Source organism: Sutterella massiliensis, from assembly GCF_016899755.1.
GTDB lineage: Bacteria > Pseudomonadota > Gammaproteobacteria > Burkholderiales > Burkholderiaceae_F > Sutterella > Sutterella massiliensis.
The window spans coordinates 1-868 of the sequence record NZ_JACJJC010000142.1 but is presented as its reverse complement, the minus strand read 5'-3'; the positions used below and the strand labels follow the sequence as shown (position 1 = coordinate 868).

At 50.9% G+C, this 868-nt stretch carries 1 protein-coding gene; it reads left to right on the top strand.

From position 1 onward, the window contains the following. A partial coding sequence (locus H6A60_RS14530; protein ID WP_205104869.1) for a DUF8462 domain-containing protein occupies window positions 1-868 on the top strand: 868 nt, incomplete at both ends.

Below are 868 nucleotides of genomic sequence, written 5' to 3'. Positions count from 1 at the left end.
GTCTTGAGGCGCCCGAGCGCGCCAATCTGGCGAAAATGCTCTATCCCGAGATGCGGAAAATTTTTCGGTCCTTATCGAATTTTGAGCGCGCCAAGGATCTTGCCTCCCAGGGGCTGACTGCACTTCGCAATTTTGCCTCTATGTTTCACATTGAAATCGGAGGCGTTGACATTGGTATCGATCCGGCGCCGGATGCGCTGGATCGCGGCGACCTTCAGACCGATCTTCCAGATTTATTTGAAGCGATTGGACTTGCAGCTCGTGCTGCTGGTAAAGGCTGGGTTATTTCACTCGATGAAGTTCAATACTTGTCAGAGGAAGATCTGTCAGCACTACTCGTCAGCCTTCATCGCGTTTCTCAAACGAACGTACCGGTTGTTCTCATGGGTGCAGGTTTGCCGCAACTAGCTCGTTTGGCCGGTGAAGCCAAATCCTATGCGGAAAGACTTTTCCGTTTCTACAACATCGGGGCGCTTGATGTCGATGCTGCGACTGCAGCTATTCAAAAACCAATCGAAGAAATCAGGGAAATCGGCGCGTCGATTACCGATGACGCACTGAAAGCCATCGTAACCGGAACGAAAGGCTATCCATTCTTCCTGCAGCATTGGGCAGCTTGTGCCTGGGACATCGCAACCGGACCGGAAATTTCAGCACAAGATGTTCGGGATGCATGGCGGGAAGCCATAGAAATGCTTGATAACGGCTTCTTCCGTGTCCGTCTGGATCGACTGACAAAATCCGAATTGAAGTATTGCATGGTCATGGCTTCGCTTGGCGAAGGTCCTTACGCTACAGGAAAAATTGCGAAACTAATGGGAAAAGACGCACAGCAGCTCGGTCCTCAGCCTGTCTCTTATACACATCT